This window comes from Solwaraspora sp. WMMA2059, from assembly GCF_027497315.1.
Taxonomy (GTDB): Bacteria; Actinomycetota; Actinomycetes; order Mycobacteriales; family Micromonosporaceae; genus Micromonospora_E.
On sequence record NZ_CP114908.1, the window covers coordinates 1,378,707 to 1,395,585 of the forward strand.

Genomic DNA, 16,879 nt, shown 5'->3' on the forward strand with positions numbered 1-16,879 from the left:
ATCGGCCGGCCGGTCCTTAGCAGATCGGCTGCGACGAGGTTCCATTCTCCACAGTTGAGTCAGTATCCACAGTCTGTCGTCCGCTCGTCGAGGCCCTGCCCCGGTCGGGTGCCAGGTTGTCGGCATGAGAATACTGCTCCTGCCGATGCTGGTAGCGACGATCCTGTTCAGCACTGCGCCCGCGGTCCCCGCCACGGCGTTGGTCGCCGCTGCCGGACCACCACCGACCGGGTCCGCGCGCCCAGCTGCAGACCCGCGTTTCCATCCGCCACTGGCCGGGGCCGTCACGCTGAGCCGCCGGTTCGACCCGCCCCCGGTGCCGTGGGGGCGCGGACACCGGGGCGTCGATCTCACCGCCGACGTCGGCGCCACCGTGTACACCGCTGGAGCCGGCACGGTCAGCTACTCCGGTCGGATCGTCGACCGGGGCGTGGTGAGCATCAGTCACCCGGGTGGGTTCAGGACCACCTACGAACCCGTGGACGGCTGGCTCGCCGTCGGCACCGCGGTCAGCGCCGGTCGTCCGATCGGCACCGTTACCGAAGGCCATCCGGGTTGTCCTGCCGACGCGTGCCTGCACTGGGGCCTGCGGCTGACGGACGGCAGCTACCTTGACCCGTTGCTGTTGCTCGGCAACGGACGTGTCCGCCTGCTGCCGCTCGGGTCAGCCGGCCCGGTGTAGCAGCGTGGGCAGCAGTTCCGCGAGCCGGTCGTAGTCTGCTGCCCGGTTGTACACCTGAGCGCAGATTCGCAGCCACGCCCGACCGGACCACCAGGCGACCGACACCTCGGTGGCCAGCTCGTCGGCGATCCGACGACGCAGCGCGGCCGCTGCGGCAGCGCTGTCGGCTGCGCCGGCCGGTAGCGGGACCAGCCGCATGGCCAGCTGGGCCGACCCTGGCCGGCGCGGATCGGGTACCGGGAGCCGCTGCGGCGGGACCCCCAGCGCATCGGCGATGGTCCGCTGGCCGTAACCGGCCAGTGCGGCGTTGTGCGCCCGGACCCGGTCCAGGCCGAGGCTGCGCAACGCGTACAGGCCAGCCGGCGCAGCCAGCCACGCGGTGTAGTCACGGGTGCCCTGCCACTCCACCCGCGACGGGAACCCGGATTCCTGCTCCCAGGAGACCCCCAGCGGCTCCAACCGTTCCCGCCACCGGGGCGCGACCGCCAACAGCGCCGTGCCGCGCGGCGCGAACGCCCACTTGTGCAGGTTGCCCACCCAGAAGTCGGCGCCGATCCGGTCGACCTCGACCGCCAGCATCCCCGGTACGTGGGCGGCGTCGACCAGGACCGGTACGCCGGCGTCACGGGCTACCGGGGCCAGCTCGGCGACCGGGAACACCTGTGCGGTCGGCGAGGTGACCTGGTCGACCACCAGCAGCCGGGTCTGGCCCGGCCGGAGCGCGGCGCGCAGCCGCTCGACAACCTCCTCAGCCGGCGCCCCCAGCGGCACGGCTACGACGCGTGCCGTCGCGCCAGTGCGTCGGCACTCCCGCTCGACCGAGAGCGCGACCGCGCCGTACCCGTGGTCGGTCAACAGCACCTCGTCACCGCTGCCCAGACGCAGCGTCTGCAGCACGGTCGCGGCGGCGACGGTGACGTTGTCGACCAGTGCGGCGCACTCCGGGTCGGCACCGAGGAAAGCGGCCAGATGGCGGCGGGTGTGGCCGATCCGGTCCAGCAGACCCTGGGTGAAGAACCGCTGCGGGTCGGCCTCCATCTCGTCGCGTAGCCGCTGCTGCACCCGCTGCACCGTGACTGGGACCGCGCCGAACGCGCCGTGGTTGAGGTGGGTGACCGCCGGGTCGAGGGAGAACAGCATCCGTGCCCCAGGTAGCGGTTCGGGTGGGACCAGGCCGCCGCTCATCGGCATATCGTAGGCGAGCCGTCTCGGCCCGGTCCGGTGAGCAGCCCCTCCCCGGGCCGGCAGCCTCAGGCCCGCGGATGGGCCTGCCGGTACGCCGCCCGCAACCGTTCCACCGACACGTGGGTGTAGAGCTGGGTGCTGGCCAGCGAGGCGTGCCCGAGCAACTCCTGGACCGATCGCAGGTCGGCGCCACCCTCCAACAGGTGGGTGGCCGCCGAGTGGCGCAGTCCGTGCGGGGTGACGCGGGGTACACCCGCGTCGCGGGCAGCCGCGGTGACGATGCGGCGTACCACCGTGGCCTGGAGCCGGCCGCCCTTCGCGCCGAGCAGTAGCGCCTCGCCGGAGTGGGGCGACGCGAGCGCTGGTCGCCCATGAACCAGCCAGTCGTGGAGCGCCGCCCCGGCCGGCACTCCGTACGGCACGGTCCGCTCCCGGCCGCCCTTGCCCAGCACCCGGAGTACCCGCCGGCCCGGGTCGAGGTCGGCGAGGTCGAGCCCGCAGAGTTCGCTCACCCGGACCCCGGTCGCGTACAGCAGCTCCAGGACCAGTCGGTCGCGCAGCCGCAGCGGGCCGTCCGGACCGGTGCCGGTCGGTTCCCGGGTCTGTTCCCCGGCCGGCTGAGCCTGCGAGCCGGTGCCGTCGCCGTGCGGCATCAGCTGCGCGGCCTGCTCGACGCGCAGCACCGCCGGCAGCGTCCGGTGCGGCCGAGGGCTGGCCAGGGCCGCACCGGCATCGGCGCCGGTCAACCCGCTGCGGTGCGCCCAGCCGCTGAAGGCGCGTGCGGCCGCCGCCCGCCGGGCCAGCGTGGCCCGGGCGGCGCCGAACGTCCGTTGCCTGGCCAGCCAGCTACGCAACACCGTGATGTCGAGCCCGGCGGGGGAGTGGACCCCCATCCGGGCTGCGTGATCGAGCAGCGACACGACGTCACCGACGTACGCCCGTACGGTGTGGGCCGAACGGTTGTCGACCAGAGCGAGGTGCCGCGCGAACGCGTCCACGGCGTCGCGCAGGCCGGACGGCAGACCGGCGTGCCGCGCGGCGGTGCCCCGGCTGTCGTCGTCGCTCACTTCCCGACCGTCGGCCCGGCGGCCCGATCGGTCAAGTCGCCACGCCGGCCGACCCCGGTGCCGGACCGTGGCGGCAACCGGTAGCGCCCGTCCGCGCCGGTGAGCAGCCCTCGGGCCTGCAGCGCGGAGACCGAACGCATCGCGGTGCGGATGTCGACGCCGGCCCGGCCGGCCAGCTCGTCCAGGTCGACCGAGCCGCGGCCGGGAACCGCCTCCAGGACCCGCGCCGTCTGGGGATCGAGCGAGTCACGGGGACGCTCGGGCCCGCGCGGTGGCGGTGCGAGGTCGATACCGATCCGGCCGATCTCCTCCTGCACGTGGGCGACCCCGGCGACGAGCCGGGCCTGCGGGTGGTCGCGCAGAATCTCGTGACAGCCGACAGACACGGCGGAGGTGATCGGCCCCGGCACCACCATGGTCGCCCGGCCCAGGGCCAACGCGCGCCGGACCGTCTGGGCGGCCCCGCTGCGGGCACCGGCCTCGACCAGCACGGTCCCGGCCGTCGCGGCGGCGATCAACCGGTTGCGGGTGAGGAACCGGTGCCGCAGCGGCTCGGCGCCGGGCAGCCACTCACTGACCAGCAGCCCGGACTCGACGATCTGGTCGAACATCGCCGTGTTGCCGGTGGGGTACGGCCGGTCGATCCCGCAGGCCAGCACCGCCACCGTGCTGCCGCCAGCGGCGAGCGCACCGCGATGGGCGCAGGCGTCGATGCCGTACGCACCTCCGGAGACGATCGTCCAACCCTGCTCGGCAAGGCCGTGGCCGAACTCCATGCTGACGTGACGTCCGTACTCGCTGGGCGCCCGGGAGCCGACCACGGCGACCGACCGGGCCAGCGCCTCGGCGAGCGGCAACGGCCCACGGATCCACATGGCCAGCGGGGGCGCGCCGCCCCGGGAATCTCCGAAACCGGCACCGCCCGACCCCCCGCCGGGGCGACGGGCCAGCCGGGTCAGGTCCTCAACCTGGCACGGCCAGTCCGGATCGTCCGGCGTCACCAGCCGGGCGCCGACCCGCGCCGCCCGGTCGAGGGCGGCGGCGGCCACCTGCAGCGGATCGGCGGTCGCCAGCCGCGCGGAGCTCGCCGTCCGGGTCGGGTCGTCCGGGCTCCGCCCGGCGCGCAGCCGGGCCAGCGCCTCGACCGGGCCGACCGCCCCGACGAGCCGGTGAACGGCTTCGTTTCCGGGCTCGGCGAGCCAGGTCAACGCGATCCGGGCCAGCCGGCTGCCGGCCGTCTCGGCGCCCGGCATCACAGCTCGCCCGTCCGCAGCTGGATGGCTTCGTCGATGTCGGCCGAGTCCGGCCGGGACCGTCCGTCCAGGTCCGCGATTGACCAGGCGAGTCGCAGAATGCGGTCGAAGCCCCGGGCGGAGATCGCACCGACGTCCAGCCGGCGGCGCAGTGCGGCGGTCTCACCGGCGGGCAGCCGCCACGGCGGGCGTCGCAACGCGGGCCCGGGGACCACCGAGTTGGTCCGCCACCCCTGGTTGGCCCAGCGCTGCCGGGCGGCCTCGCGGGCGGCGGCCACCCGGTCGGCGACCGTCGCGGTCGGTTCCGCCGGCGTCTGGGTCGTCATCAGGTCCACGGCCCGCAGCGCGGTGAGGCTCACCTGCAGGTCGATGCGATCCATCAGCGGACCGGACAGTCGGTTGCGGTAGCGGCGCCGTACCACGGGCGGGCACTCGCAGAGCTGGTCGCCGGCCGGTCGGGCGCACGGGCACGGGTTGGCCGCCAGCACGAGCTGGCACCGGGCGGGGTACTCGGTGACCCCCAGGGCGCGGGTGATCAGCACCCGCCCCTTCTCCAGCGGCTGCCGCAACGAATCCAGCACCCGGCCGTGGAACTCGGGTGCCTCGTCAAGGAACAGGACGCCGTGGTGAGCCAGCGAGACCGCGCCGGGGCGGGCCAGCCCGGAACCGCCGCCGACCAGCGATGCGACGGTCGCCGAGTGGTGCGGGGCCTGGAACGGCGGTCGGCGTAGCAGGGCGCTGCCCGGTGGCAGCACCCCGGCGATCGAGTGCAACGCGGAGACCTCCAGCGCCGCCGCGTCGTCCAACGGCGGCAGCAGGCCGGGGAGCCGTTCCGCCAGCATGGTCTTGCCGGCACCGGGCGGCCCGATCAGCGCCAGGTGGTGGCCGCCGGCTGCGGCGATCTCCAAGGCCCGCTTGCCGAACGCCTGCCCGGCTACGTCCGCGAGGTCCGGGCCGGCCTCGATGGTGCCCGGCTTCGGTGGCGGCGGATCGAGCAGCTCGCCGGCGCCACGGATGAACGCGATCAGCCGGTGCAGCGTGTCGACGGCCTTGACCCGGACTCCCGGCACCACCGCCGCTTCGGCCGCGTTCGCGGCCGGCACCACCACCTGGGTCACCCCGGCCCGGGCTGCGGCCACCACCATCGGCAGCAGCCCGCGCACCGGTCGTACGGTGCCGTCCAGGCCCAACTCGCCGAGCAGCGCCACACCGTCGACCGGGGCGAGCGGCAGCTCTCCGGTGCCGCCGAGCAGCGCGGTGGCCACTGCGAGATCGAACCCCGAACCGACCTTGGGCAGCGTCGCCGGTAGCAGGTTGACGGTGATCCGCCGGTTCGGCCAGTGCTGCCCGGAGTTGACGATCGCGGCGCGTACCCGGTCCCGTGCCTCATGCAGGGTGGTGTCCGGCAACCCCGAGATGATCACTGCCGGGAGCCCAGCGGCGAGGTCGGCCTCCACCTCCACGAGATGTCCGGTGACGCCGACCAGACCGACGCAGAGCACCTTCGCGTAGCTCATCGCCCGGTCTCCACCGGTGGGCCGTCCGTCGTGGAGGGTGGTCGGTCGTCGGTGCGCGGCGGGCGGCGGATGTCGTTTCTCATGGCTCGACGGTCGCTGTCGGCGACCCGGGCGCCGGGCCGGGAAGGGGCGCGCCTGTGGACAAAGGTCCCGCTGTGGACAACGCGGCGACCGGTCGATGCCGGATGCTAGGCAACGGCTGCCAGGCAACGGCTGCCAGCCGACGCCGACCGGTCGGGCGACGGTGGTCAGAAGACCGCCGTCAGGTGCCGGACCTGGGCCGCGCCGGACCGACCGACGGTCACGCAGATCAAATCGAATCGCACCGGCCGCCGGCCATGTCCCGGGTTCGCGGCCAGCCAGCCGGCGGCCAGCCGGCGGATCCGCCGGGCCTTGGCTGTGGTGACCGCTTCCTCCGGCGCGCCGTAGCGGCCACTGCGGCGGGTCTTCACCTCGCAGAACACGATGGTGTCGGCGTGCCGGGCGATGATGTCGATCTCGCCGGCCGTACAGCGCCAGTTGCGTTCGACGACGACGAGCCCGGCGTCGATGAGGTGCCGTACGGCGCAGCGTTCGCCGTAGGCGCCGACGGCCTGCCTGATGTTGGTCATGTCTGGCAAAGTGCCCGGCGGTGACGGCCGATGTCGGGTGCGGTACGCCGTGGTTGTGGACGGCGGGCAGGCTGTGGACGCCGCGACGGCACCGGCCGCCGGCCTGCTAGCGCCGGTCTGACCAGCACCGGTACAAGATCGTCGGGGACGTCCGTGGAGCGGACCCGAGTGGCGGCGGCGGTTGCGGTGACATACGGTCCCTGTCCGTGGACCCGAACCGAAACTATCCGGACGACCCCGATCCCCGGTGGTACTCCGAGCGCACTTACGTCGATCCGTCCTGGCAATCCTCCGACTCGAGCAGCGACCGGCTCGGTGACGACCCGTTCGGCGGCACCAGCCGGTACGCCAGCGGCGACGGTACCGGTGAACTTCGGGCCGCCCGGGCTACCCGGGCGGACACGACGGAAGGGGGCCGACGGCGCGCGGCGCCGGACCCGGCGTCGGCACCGCCGTACGGCGGAGTTCCCGCGTCGGCCCCGCCGTACGGGGCGCCCGCGTCGGCCCCGCCGTTTGCGCCCGCGTCGGCCCCGCCGTTTGCGCCCGCGTCGGCCCCGCCGTTTGCTCCGCCGACGTCGGCACCTCCCGGAACAGCGAGCGGTCCACCGTTCGCGACTGCGGAGCCTCGGCCCGAGTCCGGTCCGGCAATCGATCCCGGCCGGCGGTCCGACTCCGCAAGGCGGTCCGATCCCGGCCGGCGGTCCGACCAGGGGCGGCCGGACGAGTCGGCCAGTTCGGTCGACATCCCCACCGGGCTCATGCCACCGGTCACGCCCCGTCCGGCCGGTGATCCACCACTGATCGGGGAGTACGGCGGCCGGCGGGCACCAGCGGGCAGCGTCGTCAGCGACGGGGTGTACCGCAGTCGACGTCCTGCGCTGGGGATCCTGTTCGCCGTCCTGGTGATGATCTTCGAGGTGCCGGCGTTGCGGCTGTTGCTCGATGGAGCGCTCGCCGATCCGGCCGAGGTCGGCGCGGTGGTCGCCGGTACGGCGCTGATGATCGGTCTGCCCGCGTTCGGTATCGGTCTCTACGCGCTGGCCACCGGGGCGACCAAGGTGGGTTCTCCGGTCGAGGCGTTGCTGCGTCCGCCGACCGCGCATCTGCTGGTCGGCCTGCTGCTGTTCGTGGTGGCCGGACTCGCGGGCTGAACCCTGCGGGCTGGCCGGGTCGCGACCCGGCGCAGGGCGTACACTTGACAACCGGCGACCGCCTCGCGCGGTCGACCTCGCGCGCCCTTCTCCCCGGCGACAGCCGTGGGGGCGACGGTCCCCTGGTCCTGATCACTCAGGCCCACCATGATCGCCGACCGGGCGCCAGGACGCTCGGCCGCCGGCCGGCGTGACAACCAGGGACAAAAGGGAGAAGACACCATGGCCGTGGTGACCATGCGTCAGCTGCTGGAGAGCGGTGTGCACTTCGGGCACCAGACCCGGCGCTGGAACCCGAAGATGAAGCGGTTTATCTTCACCGAGCGTAACGGCATTTACATCATCGACCTGCGCCAGACTCTCGACTACATCGAGAAGGCGTACACCTTCGTCCGTGACACGGTGGCCGACGGCGGCAACATTTTGTTCGTCGGGACCAAGAAGCAGGCACAGGAGGCCATCGCCGAGCAGGCGACCCGGGTCGGTCAGCCGTACGTCAACCACCGCTGGCTCGGCGGCATGCTGACCAACTTCCAGACGGTGTACAAGCGACTGCAGCGGATGAAGGAGCTGGAGGCGCTGGACCTGACCGGCACCGCGCAGGGCTACACCAAGAAGGAAACCCTGCAACTGTCCCGGGAGAAGGACAAGCTCAGCCGTACGCTCGGCGGTCTGCGGGACATGCAGAAGGTGCCGGCGGCGATCTGGGTCGTCGACACCAAGAAGGAGCACATCGCCGTTGACGAGGCCCGCAAGCTGGGCATTCCGGTGATCGCGGTGCTCGACACCAACTGTGACCCGGACGAGGTCGATTTCCCGATCCCGGGCAACGACGACGCGATCCGCTCCGCCGAGCTGCTCACCCGGGTCGTCGCGACCGCCGTGGCGGACGGCCTGATCGCCCGTTCCGGCAAGTCGCGTGGTGCCGAGGAGAAGCCGGAGCCGGGCGCCGTGGCCACCGATGAGCCGCTGCCCGAGTGGGAGCGCGAGCTGCTCGAGGGGCCGGCCAACAAGGAGAACGAGCCCTCGGCCAGCAAGGAAAACGAGCCCGCTGCCGCCGCCGCGGAGTGACGACCACCCAAGCCGTCTGACGAGACTGAAGAGAGAGTCATGTCCAACTTCACCGCCGCGGACGTCAAGAAGCTCCGCGACCTCACCGGCGCCGGCATGATGGACTGCAAGAAGGCGCTGCAGGAGGCCGAGGGCGACTTCGACAAGGCCGTAGAGATCCTGCGGATCAAGGGTGCCAAGGACGTCGGAAAGCGGGCCGGCCGCACCGCCGCGAACGGTCTGGTGGCCCACGCCGGATCGGCGTTGCTGGAGCTCAACTGCGAGACCGACTTCGTCGCGAAGAACACCGACTTCATCGATTTCGCGCAGTTGCTGGTCGAGCACGGAGAGCAGATCAAGGCCACCGACGCTGAGGTGCTGCTCGGCTCCACCCTGCCGGACGGCCGGCCGGTCGCCGACGCGGTCCAGGAGCAGTCCGCCAAGATCGGCGAGAAGCTGGTGCTCAACCGGTTCGCCCGGCTCGACGGCACCGTCACGGTCTATCTGCACCGCAAGGCGCAGGACCTTCCGCCGCAGGTGGGCGTCCTGGTGGCGTACTCCGGCAAGGAGGACGAGGCGGCCGACGCCGACGCCCGCGGCGTGGCGATGCAGATCGCCGCGATGCGGCCGCGCTTCCTCACCCGTGAGGAGGTGCCGGCGGAGACGGTCGAGTCGGAGCGCCGGATCGCCGAGCAGACGGCCCGCGAGGAGGGCAAGCCGGAAGCGGCCATGCCCAAGATCATCGAGGGCCGGGTGAACGCCTTCTTCAAGGACTTCGTCCTGCTGGAGCAGGCCTCGGTGGCGGACAACAAGAAGACGGTCAAGAAGGTGCTGGCTGAGGCCGGCATCGACGTGACTGGTTTCGTCCGGTTCGAGGTCGGCCAGGCCTGAGCTGCGGTCCGGGCCGGTGTCCGGTGCGCCGGCCGGTCAGCGGCCGGCGCAGCCAGGTACCCGGTGAGGATCGAGACGATCGATCGATAGAGGAGGCCGTTGGTGTACGTGACAGGCACCACGGCCTCCTCGTTCCGTAGTCTGGGCACGAGGGTGAGTACGGCGGCGCTGAGGGCAGCTAGCGAAGGGCGGGTCGGATGACGCAGGTAATGAGTGGACACACGCTGGCGGCGGACGACCCGACCGCGCCTCCACCCGGGCGGTCCCGGCGGGTGGTACTGAAACTGTCCGGTGAGGTATTCGGCGGCGGAGCCATCGGCGTCGACCCGGATGTGGTGCAGGACATCGCCCGGCAGATCGCCACTGTCTCCCGGCTCGGGGTCCAGGTTTCGGTGGTGGTCGGCGGCGGCAACTTCTTCCGCGGCGCCGAGCTGCAGAAGCGCGGCATGGACCGGGCCCGGGCCGACTACATGGGCATGCTGGGCACTGTGATGAACTGCCTGGCCCTGCAGGACTTCCTGGAGAAGGAAGGCGTCGAGACCCGGGTGCAGAGCGCCATCACGATGGCCCAGGTCGCGGAGCCGTACATCCCGCTGCGCGCGATCCGGCACCTGGAGAAGGGCCGTGTGGTGATCTTCGGCGCGGGTGCCGGTATGCCGTACTTCTCCACCGACACCGTCTCGGCGCAGCGTGCTCTGGAGATCCACGCCGACGTGGTGCTGATGAGCAAGAACGGCGTGGACGGGGTGTACACCGCCGATCCACGGACCGACCCGACCGCCAGCAAGCTCGACACGGTGACCTTCGCCGAGGCGCTACGGCGCGGACTGCGGGTTGCCGACGCTGCGGCGTTCAGCCTCTGCATGGACAACGACCTGCCGATGTTGGTCTTCGGCGCGCAGGGCGACGACACGATCGTGCGCGCAGTCGCCGGCGAGCGCATCGGTACCTTGATCACGACCTGACCGGCCGGACCGCGCGGCGGATCCGTACCGGCAGGTGCCAGCAGGGACACCGGACCATCAGAAGGAGGCGACGGAACAGGTGATCGAGGAGACTCTGCTCGAAGCAGAGGAGAAGATGGAGCGCGCCGTCGAGCACGCCAAGGAGGAGCTGGGCGCGATCAGGACCGGTCGGGCCACTCCGGCGATGTTCTCCCGCATCGTGCTCGACTACTACGGAACCCCGACGCCGATCACTCAGATGGCATCCGTCGGGGTGCCCGAGCCGCGGATGGCCATCGTCAAGCCGTACGACATGTCGCAGCTCGCCGCGATGGAGAAGGCGATCCGCGACTCGGACCTCGGAGTCAACCCCAACAACGAGGGGACCCAGCTCCGGATCCTGCTGCCGCAGATGACCGAGGACCGCCGGCGAGAGATGATCAAGGTGGCGCGCGGCAAGGGCGAGGACGCCAAGGTCGCCATCCGCAACGTCCGTCGTAAGGCCAAGGAAGAACTCGACCGCATCGTCAAGGACGGCGAGGCCGGCGAGGACGAGGGACGCCGGGCGGAGAAGGAACTGGACGATCTCACTCACCGGTACGTGTCCAGCGTCGACGAACTGGTCAAACACAAGGAAACCGAGCTGCTCGAGGTCTGATGTCCTACCCCGAGACCGCTGGCGGCGATCAACCGGACGCTCGAACAAGGGCGCGGCACCCCGGCGCCGCGCCCGAACCGTCAGCTCCGGAGACCCGTAACGGCCATCCGCTGGCTGAGCGGTCCCAGCCGTACGGCGGCCCGAACGCCGTGCCCGGCCCGGTGTACGGCGGCGCCGCCCACGGCGGTCCCGTCCCCACCGGGCCGTACACCGGTACGGGGGAATTCCCGTACACCGGTTCCCACCTTGGCAACGGCGGTCTGCCCCACGGCGGCGCGCCAGCCGGTAACGGTCACGGCGCCGGGCACTGGTCGACCGGGTACCGGGACGGCGAGCGGGTAGCGCCGTCAACGGACCCGGCTCCGCAGGCGGGGCCGGACAGCTCGGCAGCGCGCCGGCGGGCCGGCGCGCGACGCCGTCGATCCGGCCGGTCTGGTCCGGCTCGGCCGGTGACCGAGCGCTCCGACCCGGATCAGCCGGTGCCGGAGCCGATCGACCCGCGTCGGGCCGGTCAGGATCCGCCCGGCGAGGCCGGGAACGCACCGCCGACCGCCGACCGCCGGCCGTCGGCCGGCCGAAACTTGCCGGCTGCCATCGGCGTCGGCCTCGGGCTGGTCGTCGTGGTGCTCGGTTCGTTGTTCCTATGGCGGCCAGCCTTCCTGGTCGTCCTGCTGGCCGCCGTCAGCCTGGGCACCTGGGAGATGATCCGGGCGGTGCGTACCAGCGGCGCCCGTCCGCCGACGATCCCGTTGCTCGCCGGCGGCGCGCTGATGTCCGTGTTGGCCTGGCGGATCGGCCCGGATGCTCTGGCGCTCGGGTTGCTGGTGACGGTTCTGGCGATGCTGATCTGGCGGCTGGGCGATGGACCGTCCGGGTACCAGCGGGACGCGGCCACGGCCACGCTGATCGCGGTTTACGTCCCGTTTCTAGGTGGTTTCGCCGCGCTGCTGGCCAGTCGGCCGGATGGCGACCTGCAGATCCTGGTCACCCTGGCTGCGGTGATCCTCTCCGATACCGGTGGCTATGCCGCCGGTGTCTTCTACGGCAGGCACCGGATGGCGCCGACGATCAGCCCGAAGAAGTCCTGGGAAGGCTTTGCCGGGTCGGTGGCCGCCGCCGGGATCGGCAGCGCGGTGCTGCTGCTTCTGCTGCTCGACGTCATGCCGCTGTGGGGGGCGTTGTTCGGCGTGGCGGTGTCGGTCGCGGCAGTGCTGGGGGACCTAGGCGAGTCCATGCTCAAGCGGGATCTCGGGGTCAAGGACATGAGCAACCTGCTGCCCGGACACGGCGGGCTGATGGACCGGCTCGACTCGATCCTGTTCGCGTTGCCGGTCTCCTACCTCGTGCTGTCGTTGATCGCGTTGGCCGGCTGAGCGGTCGTTCAGAAGGGGGTGCCGGTCGATGCGCCCACCGTGGCGAGCCGGCCACGGCGGGATCGTGGGAGACTGGTCCTGCCATGAGAAGCCTGCCGCTGACCCCGAGCCGTCCGGCGACCGTCGCGTCCGACGGTCGCCCCGCCCTGCCGCCCCAGCACCTGGCTGATCTCAATCTCGGCGAGCGGCAGACGCTGCTCGCCGGGCTCGGTCAGCCCGCCTACCGGGCGAAGCAGGTTTCCACCCACTACTTCGGCCGGCTGACCCGGGACCCGCAGGCGATGACGGATCTGCCGGCCACCGTCCGGGCAGGGGTCGCCGAACGGCTGCTGCCGACCCTGCTCACTCCGGTGCGCGAAAGCGCGTGTGACAGCGGCGCCACCCGCAAGGCGCTTTGGCGGTTGCACGACGGAGCCCTGGTGGAGAGCGTGTTGATGGGCTACCCGGACCGGGTGACCGTCTGCGTGTCCAGCCAGGCCGGGTGCGGGATGGCCTGTCCGTTCTGTGCCACCGGTCAGGCCGGGCTGACCCGGAACCTGTCTACCGCGGAGATCGTCGATCAGGTCGTCCACCTCGCGGGGGTGGCTGCGGCGGGTGGCATCACCGGTTCACCGCCCCGGCTGTCACACGTCGTCTTCATGGGGATGGGCGAGCCGTTGGCCAACTACGGCCGGGTGATCGCCGCCGTCCGACGGCTCTGCGCGCCACCACCGGAAGGGCTGGGTCTGTCACAGCGGCACCTGACGGTCTCGACCGTCGGACTGGTGCCGGCAATGCGGCGTCTCGCCGGGGAAGACCTATCAGTGACTCTTGCGCTGTCGTTGCATGCGCCCGATGATGATCTGCGCGACAAACTCGTGCCAGTCAACCAACGGTGGAAGGTCGCCGAAGTCCTGGACGCCGCGTGGGAGTACGCGGACCGTACGGGTCGGCGGGTGTCCATCGAGTACGCGATGATCCGGGATGTGAACGACCAGCCATGGCGAGCCGATCTGCTGGGTCGATTGCTGGCTGGTCGCATGGCCCACGTGAATCTCATTCCGCTCAATCCGACTCCGGGCAGTCGTTGGGACGCCAGTCCCAAGCCGGTCGAGCGGGAATTCGTTCGCCGGCTGCGTGCAGCTGGTGTCGCGGTGACCGTTCGCGACACCCGGGGCCGGGAGATCGATGGAGCATGCGGGCAGCTCGCGGCCGCCGAGACGGCGTCATGAGCTACCGGTGTGATCAGCGAGTGAATCAGGAGACGTAGTGGCGAGTCAGGGACAGCGCTTCCGGCGTCGGGCGCTTCGTCGGGGCTACAAGGTCGACGAAGTGGATGCCTTCCTCGACCGTGTAGAGGCCACACTCGCCGGCGAGCCGGTAGGGTCACCGGTTTCCGCGCAGGAAGTGCACGATGTCGTATTCAGAGTCCGGTTCAACGGCTACGACGAATGGCAGGTCGACCTGCACCTGGACCGGGTGGAACGACAGCTCGCCGAGCTGGAGGAGCGTGGCCCGGCCGGTCGTGGCGCGGACACCCGTGCCGGCCGGCCCGACCGGCCGGCCCCGGCCGGGCGCGACGATCGTCCGATGCGTGACGAGCGCCCGGTCCCGTCGGCCGCCGCCGCGCTGCCGCCGCGGCCGGCGCCCGGTCAGCCCGGGCCGGTGCCCGGTCAGCCCGGGCCGGTGCCCGGTCAGCCCGGGCCGGCCCCCGATCCGTACGGCCACTATGCCGACCAGCCGACCGGGAGTTACGGCCGCTACGAGGACCCTCGGGGCGGCTACCCGCCGGGTGCTCCGGCAGGCGGCCCGCCGGTGCCGGCTCCGGGCGGGCCGCACCGCGGATTCGGTCCCGGCCCGGGCGGTCGGTTCGACGGTTTCGAGCAGGGCCGGCACGGTAAGGCCGACATGACGGCCGAGATCTACTTCCCGGATCGGCGGTCCGGCCAGTCCGGCCCGCCGTCGGGCGGCCACCCCGGCATGGGTGGCGCCCCCGGCGGCCACCCGGGGGTGGCAGGCGGCTACCCCGGCATGGGTGGCCCTCCCGGGGGCGGCGGCCACCCGGGCATGACGGGCGGCCACCCGGCGATGCCGGGCGGACCGGCGGGACTGTCCGGTGGCGGCAGCCTGCAGCGGGTGGACCAGATCCGGCGGACCTTCCAGGTCCGCCGGTTCGGCAGCGGCTACGACCCGGCGCAGGTGGATCGGCTGTTCGAGGACATCCTCACCGCGATGGCCGGTCGGGGGCCGATGCCGGTGGACACGGCGGAACTCGACACAGTGCAGTTCGGGCTGGTGACCGGTGGCTACTTCGAAGCCGAGGTCGACGCAGCGCTCAAGGAGGTGCAGGACATCCTGCAGCGCGGCCGGTGACCGTTGATCCGGCCGCCCCGGCCGGATCAACGTCGGCGGTCAGGACCGGCATCACCGACCGGGCCGGACCCCGGTCAGGATCGTAGGCCGTTGCGTCGTAGCACGGCGTCGCCGACGACGATGGCCAGCAGTCCGACGGCCAGGCCGATCAGCCAGATGTCCTCGACGCGGCCCTCATGGTTACCGATCAGCATGGAGAGCAACACCAACGCCGAAACGATGGCGCCGATCCGCCCCAACTTGCGATGGCCCGGCTTGTGCTGGTCGGGTGAGGTCACCGGCTCGGTTCCGGCCACGGCTGGTCCTCCTTCTCGAACCGGCCCCTTCCGATGAACGGAGCCCGGTCACTCGCATGGATCCTGCCCAGTCTGGCATGACGTCGGCGGGCGCGGCATCGGGACCCCGCCGGGGGATCCGTGCCGGTGCCGGGCCACCCGGGCAGGCAGAGCCGGAGCGAGCGGATCCAGACGTCGCCAGTCGGGGCGACCGCCGCCTCCGGTAGCGTTTCCGGCGTACACATCGCTTGTGACCGAGGGGGTCTGTACGGTGCGACTGACGGGTACCGGGCACGCCAGTATGCGGATCGACACGGCTGCGGGCAGCATCCTGTGCGACCCGTGGGTCAACCCGGCCTACTTCGCCTCATGGTTTCCCTTTCCGGACAACTCCCAGCTGGACTGGGAGTCCCTCGGCCAGGTCGACTATCTGTACGTCTCCCACCTGCACCGGGATCACTTCGACGCGGCGCACCTGAAGCGCTTCGTGTCGAAAAGGGCGACCGTGCTGCTGCCCGAGTACCCCACCTCGGAGCTGGAGGACGAGCTGCGCGAACTCGGCTTCACCAGCTTCCTGCGGACGAAGACCAACGAGGTGGTCGAGCTGGACGGCGGCCTCAACGTCATGATCCAGGCGTTGACCAGCCCGACCGACGGCCCGATCGGTGACTCGTCGTTGTGGGTCGAACACGACGGAGTCCGGCTGCTCAACCAGAACGACGCCCGCCCCACCGATCTGTCGGTCTTCGCCGCGCTCGGCCACGTGCACGCCCACCTGCTGCAGTTCTCCGGTGCCATCTGGTACCCGATGGTCTACGAGCTGCCCACCAACGCCAAGACCGCGTTCGGCAAGCAGAAGCGGGAGCGCCAGTTCGACCGCACCTGGCGGTACATCGACGATCTGAAGGCGTCGTACGTCTTTCCGATCGCCGGGCCGCCCTGCTTCCTCGACGACGCACTGTGGCAGTTCAACGACATCCACGGCGACGAGGGCAACATCTTCCCCGACCAGCAGGTCTTCCTGTCCGAGTACGCCAAGGTCGGCGGCAGCAACGGAGTGGTGCTGCTGCCCGGCTCGGTCGCCGAGGTCACCGCCGACGAGTGCCGCACCACCCACCCGCAGCCGGTCGACGAGCTCTTCGCCAACAAGCAGGCCCACCTGGTCGAGATGCGGGAGCGCAAGCGCCCGGTCATCGAGGCTGAGAAGGCTTCCTGGCGGCACCCGGAGATCGACGTACTGGGCGAGATGAAACGTCGTATCGAGCCGTTGCTGGAGGAGTCGGTCTACCTGGCCAAAGGGGTCGGCGGCCCGGTCCGGTTCGACCTGGTCGACTACGACGGCGAGTCGGTCGAGTCGATCGTGGTGGACTTCCCCGGAAAGCAGGTGCGGCCGTACGGCGACGAGAAGGTCCGCTACCGGTTCCGCACCGATCGGGCCCTGGTGGAGCACCTGCTGCACACCGGCGAGGTCGACTGGGTCAACTCGCTCTTCCTGTCCTGCCGGTTCTCCGCCGCGCGGATCGGCCAGTACAACGAGTTCGTCTACGCGTTCTTCAAGTGCCTGTCCACCGAGCGGCTGCAGTACGCCGAGGGCTGGTACGCCGAGCAACGCCCGGACGCCGAGGACGTCAGGATCGGTGACTGGATCGTGCAGCGCCGCTGCCCGCACCTCAAGGCCGACCTGACCCGGTTCGGCATCATCGACGGCGACCAGCTCACCTGCCAGCTGCACGGCTGGCGGTTCGACCTGACCAGCGGACGGTGCCTGACCAGTGTCGGGCACGAGGTCCGAGCCCGGCGGGCCGGCACCCCGGCACCGGTCGAGTCCCAGACCCCAGCCGGCGAGCCGGTGGCGCAGGCCTAGCGCCTG

At 71.5% G+C, this 16,879-nt stretch carries 16 protein-coding genes; 10 read left to right on the plus strand and 6 right to left on the minus strand.

Annotated features, from left to right (window positions below; all coding sequences use genetic code 11):
- Window positions 1–124 precede the first annotated feature (124 nt).
- Window positions 125–682, plus strand: coding sequence for a M23 family metallopeptidase (locus tag O7553_RS06220; protein WP_281553886.1), 558 nt, complete (start codon window positions 125–127; stop codon window positions 680–682).
- On the opposite strand, the gene O7553_RS06225 is transcribed toward O7553_RS06220, so the two are convergent.
- From O7553_RS06225 to O7553_RS06245, 5 genes are all read right to left on the minus strand, one after another.
- Window positions 665–1,867 (minus strand): aminotransferase class V-fold PLP-dependent enzyme, encoded by a 1,203-nt coding sequence (locus tag O7553_RS06225; RefSeq protein WP_281553887.1) that lies wholly within the window; start codon window positions 1,865–1,867, stop codon window positions 665–667. The genes O7553_RS06220 and O7553_RS06225 overlap by 18 nt on opposite strands.
- A 65-nt stretch (window positions 1,868–1,932) precedes the next feature.
- Window positions 1,933–2,934: a tyrosine recombinase XerC gene (locus O7553_RS06230; protein ID WP_281553888.1), complete on the minus strand. Its 1,002-nt coding sequence runs from the start codon at window positions 2,932–2,934 to the stop codon at window positions 1,933–1,935.
- Entirely contained in the window at window positions 2,931–4,187 is a 1,257-nt protein-coding gene (gene dprA / locus O7553_RS06235) for a DNA-processing protein DprA (protein ID WP_281553889.1), read from the minus strand. The genes O7553_RS06230 and dprA overlap by 4 nt, the downstream gene beginning before the upstream one ends.
- A complete protein-coding gene (locus O7553_RS06240; RefSeq protein ID WP_281553890.1) occupies window positions 4,187–5,704 on the minus strand; it encodes a YifB family Mg chelatase-like AAA ATPase in 1,518 nt (505 codons plus the stop codon). The genes dprA and O7553_RS06240 overlap by 1 nt, the downstream gene beginning before the upstream one ends.
- A 248-nt stretch (window positions 5,705–5,952) precedes the next feature.
- On the minus strand, window positions 5,953–6,315 hold the full coding sequence (locus O7553_RS06245) for a YraN family protein (RefSeq protein ID WP_281553891.1): 363 nt from the start codon (window positions 6,313–6,315) through the stop codon (window positions 5,953–5,955).
- A gap of 758 nt (window positions 6,316–7,073) precedes the next feature.
- Here O7553_RS06245 and O7553_RS06250 point away from each other — a divergent pair.
- From O7553_RS06250 to O7553_RS06285, 8 genes are all read left to right on the plus strand, one after another.
- Window positions 7,074–7,466, plus strand: coding sequence for a hypothetical protein (locus O7553_RS06250; RefSeq protein ID WP_281553892.1), 393 nt, complete (start codon window positions 7,074–7,076; stop codon window positions 7,464–7,466).
- A 222-nt stretch (window positions 7,467–7,688) separates the two neighbouring features.
- Window positions 7,689–8,537: a 30S ribosomal protein S2 gene (rpsB, locus tag O7553_RS06255; protein ID WP_281553893.1), complete on the plus strand. Its 849-nt coding sequence runs from the start codon at window positions 7,689–7,691 to the stop codon at window positions 8,535–8,537.
- A 39-nt stretch (window positions 8,538–8,576) separates the two neighbouring features.
- Window positions 8,577–9,407 carry a translation elongation factor Ts gene (gene tsf, locus O7553_RS06260; protein ID WP_281553894.1) on the plus strand — a complete coding sequence of 277 codons (831 nt, stop codon included), beginning with the start codon at window positions 8,577–8,579 and terminating at the stop codon, window positions 9,405–9,407.
- Between the two features lie 209 nt (window positions 9,408–9,616).
- Window positions 9,617–10,372, plus strand: a complete 756-nt coding sequence (gene pyrH, locus O7553_RS06265; protein WP_123600510.1) for a UMP kinase — start codon at window positions 9,617–9,619, stop codon at window positions 10,370–10,372.
- 79 nt (window positions 10,373–10,451) lie between these two features.
- Entirely contained in the window at window positions 10,452–11,009 is a 558-nt protein-coding gene (frr, locus tag O7553_RS06270) for a ribosome recycling factor (protein ID WP_281553895.1), read from the plus strand.
- Window positions 11,009–12,382, plus strand: a complete 1,374-nt coding sequence (locus O7553_RS06275) for a phosphatidate cytidylyltransferase (protein ID WP_281553896.1) — start codon at window positions 11,009–11,011, stop codon at window positions 12,380–12,382. Before frr ends, O7553_RS06275 begins: the two co-directional genes overlap by 1 nt.
- A gap of 83 nt (window positions 12,383–12,465) precedes the next feature.
- On the plus strand, window positions 12,466–13,593 hold the full coding sequence (gene rlmN, locus O7553_RS06280; protein ID WP_281553897.1) for a 23S rRNA (adenine(2503)-C(2))-methyltransferase RlmN: 1,128 nt from the start codon (window positions 12,466–12,468) through the stop codon (window positions 13,591–13,593).
- A gap of 37 nt (window positions 13,594–13,630) precedes the next feature.
- A complete protein-coding gene (locus O7553_RS06285; RefSeq protein WP_281553898.1) occupies window positions 13,631–14,734 on the plus strand; it encodes a DivIVA domain-containing protein in 1,104 nt (367 codons plus the stop codon).
- A gap of 74 nt (window positions 14,735–14,808) precedes the next feature.
- Here O7553_RS06285 and O7553_RS06290 read toward each other — a convergent pair whose 3' ends face one another.
- Window positions 14,809–15,030 (minus strand): DUF2631 domain-containing protein, encoded by a 222-nt coding sequence (locus O7553_RS06290; protein ID WP_281553899.1) that lies wholly within the window; start codon window positions 15,028–15,030, stop codon window positions 14,809–14,811.
- A 250-nt stretch (window positions 15,031–15,280) separates the two neighbouring features.
- Between O7553_RS06290 and O7553_RS06295 the strand changes: the two genes are divergently transcribed.
- Complete coding sequence (locus O7553_RS06295; RefSeq protein WP_281553900.1) at window positions 15,281–16,873, plus strand: Rieske 2Fe-2S domain-containing protein; 1,593 nt, start codon at window positions 15,281–15,283, stop codon at window positions 16,871–16,873.
- The last annotated feature ends 6 nt before the right edge of the window (window positions 16,874–16,879 follow it).